5 protein-coding genes are annotated in these 6,000 nt (G+C 65.0%); all 5 read left to right on the forward strand.

The features are described 5' to 3' along the window. The first annotated feature begins 164 nt into the window (after nt 1-164). Entirely contained in the window at nt 165-1,397 is a 1,233-nt protein-coding gene (locus tag F6S12_RS03880; RefSeq protein WP_161466168.1) for an aspartate aminotransferase family protein, read from the forward strand. A 21-nt stretch (nt 1,398-1,418) separates the two neighbouring features. Continuing rightward, nucleotides 1,419-4,292 (forward strand): AMP-binding protein, encoded by a 2,874-nt coding sequence (locus tag F6S12_RS03885; RefSeq protein WP_161466167.1) that lies wholly within the window; start codon nt 1,419-1,421, stop codon nt 4,290-4,292. Nucleotides 4,293-4,302: 10 nt separating this feature from the next. Further along, on the forward strand, nt 4,303-5,238 hold the full coding sequence (locus tag F6S12_RS03890) for a DMT family transporter (RefSeq protein WP_125062103.1): 936 nt from the start codon (nt 4,303-4,305) through the stop codon (nt 5,236-5,238). After that, the gene (locus F6S12_RS03895; RefSeq protein ID WP_019094547.1) at nt 5,239-5,706 is read left to right on the forward strand and encodes a GNAT family N-acetyltransferase; all 468 of its coding nucleotides are present in this window, start codon (nt 5,239-5,241) and stop codon (nt 5,704-5,706) included. A gap of 113 nt (nt 5,707-5,819) precedes the next feature. Beyond that, on the forward strand, nt 5,820-6,000 hold a 181-nt coding region (locus F6S12_RS03900), incomplete at its 3' end, for an ATP-binding protein (protein ID WP_315868722.1).

Below are 6,000 nucleotides of genomic sequence, written 5' to 3' on the forward strand. Positions count from 1 at the left end.
CCGCGTAAATCTTGCCGCCATTGCCGACAGGGGTTGCGTCCCTGGCAAGGAGAACACATACCAGGGTCGGTAACTTCGCAGTCAGCAGGGCTTTGCCCTGCCTGTACGAATCTGTCCCTGAGTCTGTGCGTGAGTCACAAGCCCGGCTTACTCAAGGTGACAGGATGTTCACAGAAGCAGTTGCAATATCCGTTAGGCGCAGTGCCCCCTCCAGCCCTTCCGTCATTCGTGGCAAGGGGTGCTTTCTCTACGATGAGCAGGGCAAATCCTTCCTCGACATGTCCGGTGGCAGCGGTGCCGCCAACCTGGGTTATCAGCGCGATGACCTGGTCGAAGTCCTCAAGCGTCAATCCGAACTGCTGATCCATACCGGTTGGAACATCGACAACCCGCAGCGCCATGAAGTGGTCGCCAAGCTGGAGGGGCTGGTGCCCTATGCGCAGGCTTCGGTGTTTGGCGCGGTCACCGGTGCCGAGGCAATCGAGGTGGCGCTGAAAATCGCCCGCGCCGCTACCGGACGCCAGGGCGTGGTGTATTTCCACAATTCCTTCCATGGCAAGACCCAGGGCGCCCTGTCGGTGACCTCCAACCGCGGTTTTCGCAAGCACCTGGCCGGTGGCGACAGCCTGCAACTGACCGCCCTGGCCCTGGACTATGACGCCGACCAGGACCCGGCCCTGGCCGCCTTGTGGCGTGAGCAACTGGCCGAGGATCTGCGCCAGGCGCAGCAGGCCAATTGCTTACCCGCGGCGCTGATCATCGAGCCGATCCAGGCAGCGGAGGGCATGTATCCGGTGCCTCTGGCGTTGCTCGAAGCGATTGTCGAACTGGGCAGGACCTTCGGCGTGATCACCATATTCGATGAGATCTACACCGGTTTTGGCCGCACCGGGACGCCGTTTTTCAGCAACCCGCAACTGCTGCCGGACCTGTTGGTGCTGGGCAAGGCCCTGGGCAATGGCTTGCCGATTTCCGCGGTGGTAGGCCGCCCGGAACTGGTGGACTGCCTGGGCTATGCCGAGCATTCCTCCACCTTCACCCAGATGCCGCTGGCCTGTGCCGTGGCTTCCAAGGTGCTGGATATCTACCACCAGGAACAGCCCTGGCAGTGGGCGGCGAGCAACGGCGCGTACCTGCGCCAGGCCCTGGAAGGGCTGGGGGGCCAGGACGCGCGAGTGGTCAATGTGCGCGGCCGCGGCATGATGCTCGCCTTCGATTTCGAGGGCCAGGGCGCTGATGTACTGGCGCTGCGCAACCGGCTGCTGGAGCACGGGGTGATCGTGCGCACCGGCGGGCGCAATCCGGCGACGGTCAAGCTGACCCCGCCACTGAGCATCTCCCAGCAGGAAATCCAGGCATTCATGCAGACGCTGCAGGGCGTTTGTCGCTCCCTCTAATAACAACCAGGCAGGGATATCATGTTGCAGGCTTTTACCCGCATGGCGGGTACCGATGTTGCGGGTGTCATCGATGTCCAGGGCAGCCTTGGCTTTGCCGCGCTCGACCAGTTGCGCGAGGGGGTCAGCGCCGAGCTGCAAGGGTTGCCGGAGCCGGTGCTGGCGCTGTATGCCAGCCATGGCCGGGCCATGTATGCGGCGTTGATCGCGGCCTTGTCCGCCGCCCGGCGAGTGGTGTTCATCGACCCGGCGAGCCACCTCGACGAGTTGATGCCGGTGCTCCAGCACCTGGGCGTGAACCTGGTCCTCAATGGCACGACACGGCCTGGTTCACAACTGACCCGTTCCTTGCCGGTGCTCGACCTGCAGCACCTGCAACCCCGGCCCGTGCCCCCTGGCCGGGAATACCCGTTGCGTTGCCAGGACTACGTGATCTTCACCAGCGGCTCCACTGGCGAGCCCAAGGCCATAGTGCAGCGCATCGAGGCCCTGGGCCGGCACATCGACAACTACATCGGCTATGTCGGAATCGGCCCCGGGCAGCGTGTGCTGCAACTGGCTTCCGTGGGGTGGGACGCCGGCCTGATGGACATCTTCGCCAGCCTGAAGACTGGCGCCACCCTGTGCAGCCTCAACCCCCGGGAGCATGACTTCGCCGCAGTCGAGGCGCTGATCGTCGAACATGACATCGATGTGTTGCATATGACGGTGCCCTATCTGCGTGCCTTCTACACCGATGCGAGCGGCATCTATGCCCGGCCCAAGCAACTGGTGATCGGCGGCGAGATCATCCACCCCTCGGACATCCAGCGCTTCAACCACGCCTTTGCCCCAGGCTCGCAGCTGTTCAACGCCTACGGGCCGACCGAATGCACCACCGCGCTCTACGCCCGCATCGACCAGGGGCAGACGCTGCAGGACCCGACCTGGGCCCTGGACCAGCCGGTGGACGGCGTCACCCTGGACATTGCCAAGGAACCGGGGCAGCCCTACGGCGAAGGGGTGGGTGAACTGCTGCTCTATTCTTCCCTGGTGGCCCGGCGCCTGGACCCGGCCAGCGGGCTGATCGTCGAGCTGACCCAGCCCAGCCCCCTGGACTCGCAGCGCCAGTGCTACGCCACCGGTGATCTGGCGTGCCACCAGCCCGATGGCGCCATACGCCTGCTGGGGCGCAAGGATTCCATCGTCAAGATCAACGGGCAGAAGGTCAGCCTGGTCCAGGTGGAGTCGGAGCTCAAGGCTCTGGCCCAGGTACGGGAAGCCTGTGTGATCGCCCATCAGGCCGGGGACAACCTGGCCCTGGTGGCCTTTGTCATTGCCCGTGACGCCAGCCTTGGCGAAGACCTCCTGCGTCAGGCCGCCAGGGCCGCACTGCCGGCGCACCGGGTGCCGGCGCGCTTCCTGCTGGTGGAGCGTTTTGCCTTGAACCGCAACAACAAGATCGACCGGCAGGCGTTGGCGCAACTGGCTGCCCGCGCCATGGCGGCGCCGGAGCCGGCACAGGCCGCACCGGAGCCTTTCTGGCAAGCCATCGGCCAGGTACTTGGCGGGCAGAGCCCGGACCGGGCCAAGAGCTTTATCGACAATGGCGGCGATTCGCTGCGGGCCTTGCAGGTAGTTGCCACGCTGAAGAGAAAGGGCCTGGTGCTGGACCTGGAAGAGTTGCTGTCGGATCAGGCCCTGGGGCAATTGCCGGTGCATGCGGCGGCGGCCAAGGCCCGGCCCGGGGTTTCCCGGCCGCAGGTCGAGGGCCTGCCCAATCGCCGCTTCCTGCTGAGCCGCGGCATCAGCGACCTGGATCACTGGAACCAGGCCCTGGTGCTGGACATAGCCGCCGGCCAGGAGCCACAGCGAGTCAGCCAGGCGCTGCGGGCAATTTTCCGCCATCACTTTATCGAGGCGGGCGTTCAGGATCAGGGGCTGCAGCCTGCCGGAACGGATCTGCAGCAAGCGGTGCAGCGGACCTGCGCAGCCATCTCCCTGAGCCAGGGGCAACTCTTCTGCTTCAGCCAGCAACAGGACGCCGCTGGCCATCACCTGATCATTGCCGGGCACCAGTTCCAGGTCGATCGCTACTCCTGGATGCTGCTGGTTTCCGAGCTGGACGAATGCCTGGGGCAGGGCCTGGAGTGCATGCAAAGCTGGCCGCGGCCGACGGCCTTCGAGGAGTGGCAGCAGAGCTACCAGCGCGAGCATGCCGCGGCGACCCATGAAGCGTTCTGGGAAGCACTGCCCTGGGGCCGCTGCGCGCAGTTGACCGGGCAGCGCCCCGAGTTTCCCCGGCGCGAGGCCTTTCGGCGAGCCGAACTGTGCCTGGGGCCGGTTCGCGACCTGCCGCAGTGGGCCCAGGGTGTGGCCGAGACCAGCCAGTTGCTGCTGGCGGCCATCCTGCGCGCCATGAGCCAGAGCGATGACAACCCGTTCCAGAAAGTCCATTTGCTCGACCATGGGCGGGCCCTGGACAAGAGCGGCGCCGAGCTCAACAGCGTGTTCGGCTGGCTGACGGTGATCTACCCGCTGGTGCTGCAAGTTGCCAGCCTGGACCTGGAGCAGATCGCCAGGGAAATCAAGGCCGGCCAGCAAGCCAGCCAGGGCATTGCCCACAGCTTCGGCAACCGTTATTTCGCCACGCCCGAGGCCGAGCGCCTCAAGGGCCTGTTCGATTGCGGCTACAGCTACAACTTCCTGGGCGCCGTGGAGAACCCGCCCGGGGCCCGGGTCGGCGTGCATCCCTTGAGCCTGCAACTGATGCAGGGCAGCCCCAGCCATCACCTGGAGTTCACCGGCTACCTGGCCGCGGGCGAGTTGCTGCTGAAAATCGACTATGACCCGCAGGTCTTCGGCGAAGAACGCCTGGAGTCGCTGCTGACCGGGATCACCGCTGCCTTGAGCTAGAGAAACCTCCATGAACGCCTTACCCGATAACAACAAGAAACCCCGTTCACTGGTCGCCGTGCTGATTTTCCTCGGCTGCCTGCTGATCTGGTCCACCAACTGGATCGCCATTTCGCTGCAGGTGGAACACAGCGATGTCGGCTCTTCGCTGATGCTGCGCTTCCTCATTGCCTACGGGGTGCTGTGGCTGTGGCAACGGCTGTTCGCCGGCCCGCAGCAGCCGGTAACCCGCAAGGCCTACTTGCTGATGGCCGGGGTGGGGGCGGTGTACTTCTATGCCGGCATCGGCCTGGCCTACCTGGCCACCGCTTACCTGGGCAGTGCGCAGATGGCCTGCCTCAGCGCCTTTGTGATTTTCTACATCATCGGCATCAAGCGCCTGTTCCTGCATGTGCCGGTCGCCCTGCACAACCTGCTCGGCGCACTGGTGAGCATCGCCGGGCTGGGGCTGTTCATGCTTGGCGATCCGGGGCGGCCGCTGTCGCTGGCGGGGGTGGCCCTGGGGCTGACTTCCTTCCTGGCGGTGGCCATCGGATCGGTGCTTTCGGAGCACATCCAGAAGACCTGCCAGCTCGGCACCTTGCACATCAACAAGGTGGCGGCCGGCTGGGCCTGCGCTCTATACGCCGTCAGCCTGTTGCTGGGCGGCCATGGCTTGCAACTGCCGGGCACCCTGGCCGATCTCGGCATCCTGCTGTACCTGGGGGTGGTGTGCTCGGCGCTGGTGTTCGTGCTGTTCATCGACCTGATCAAGCGCATGGGCGCCGAGAATGCCGGCTACGTCGGCGTGCTGTACCCCATCGGCGCCAGCTACCTGTCGGTGTGGCTGGGGGAAACGCCCCTGAGCCTGCACCTGATGCTCGGCAGTGCCCTGGTGATGCTGGGCAGCCTGATCAATTTCAAGTTTCGCTACCACCCCGCCCCCAAGAAAGTGGAGTTCAGCTGAATGAGCAATGTACGGATACGCCAGGCCACCACGGACGATCTGATCGGTATTTTCGAGGCCCACCGCAACTCGGTAGAGCGCCTGTGCACCTCTGAATACAGCGATCAGCAGATCCGCATGTGGCTCGATGGGCGCTCCCCGGAAACCTACCGCGAAGCCGTGGAAAAGGGATCGCTGTGGCTGGCCGAGGGCGAGCAGATCGAAGGGTTCGTCGAACTCGACGGCAATGAGGTCAGCAAGCTGTTCATCCGTGGCGATGTGGCCAGGCGTGGCCTGGGCAGCCGTCTGCTGGAGGTGGCGCTGGCTCGGCTGCGGGCCAGCGGTGCCAGCTCGGCCTACCTGGAGGCGACCCTGACGGCCGAAGGCTTCTATGCCTACCACGGCTTCCAGAAGATCGGCGAGGGCACTTTCAGCCGCGGCAACAGCCCGGTGTCCATCGAGATCATCAAGATGGAACGCCCGCTTTGAGCTGACCGTCAGCGGCCACTTCAGCACAGCAGGTCTTGCCCGTCCCCGGTTCGCGGGGGCGCGGCCGGCTGCACCCGGAAAACGGCACACGAGGCTTATCCAAGATGACAGGGATGTTATTGAAATTGACGGTGCTCGATCAGAATCTGTGCGCCGGGTGCGGCGCCTGCGCCCTGGTGTGCCCACAGCAGGTGATCGTTTTCGACCCGGACCGGGTGGTGCCGCTGCTCGAGGGCATCGGCGACAGTTGTGAAAGCTGCACCGAGTGCCTGGCGGTGTGCCCGGGGCTGCAGC

Source organism: Pseudomonas sp. JV245A, from assembly GCF_032424515.1.
GTDB lineage: Bacteria > Pseudomonadota > Gammaproteobacteria > Pseudomonadales > Pseudomonadaceae > Aquipseudomonas > Aquipseudomonas protegens.

What these genes read in the sequence shown, in the direction of transcription:
- F6S12_RS03880 (WP_161466168.1), top strand. Translation starts at nt 165, where the DNA reads ATGTTCACAGAAGCAGTTGCAATATCCGTTAGGCGCAGTGCCCCCTCC.
- F6S12_RS03885 (WP_161466167.1), top strand. Translation starts at nt 1,419, where the DNA reads ATGTTGCAGGCTTTTACCCGCATGGCGGGTACCGATGTTGCGGGTGTC.
- F6S12_RS03890 (WP_125062103.1), top strand. Translation starts at nt 4,303, where the DNA reads ATGAACGCCTTACCCGATAACAACAAGAAACCCCGTTCACTGGTCGCC.
- F6S12_RS03895 (WP_019094547.1), top strand. Translation starts at nt 5,239, where the DNA reads ATGAGCAATGTACGGATACGCCAGGCCACCACGGACGATCTGATCGGT.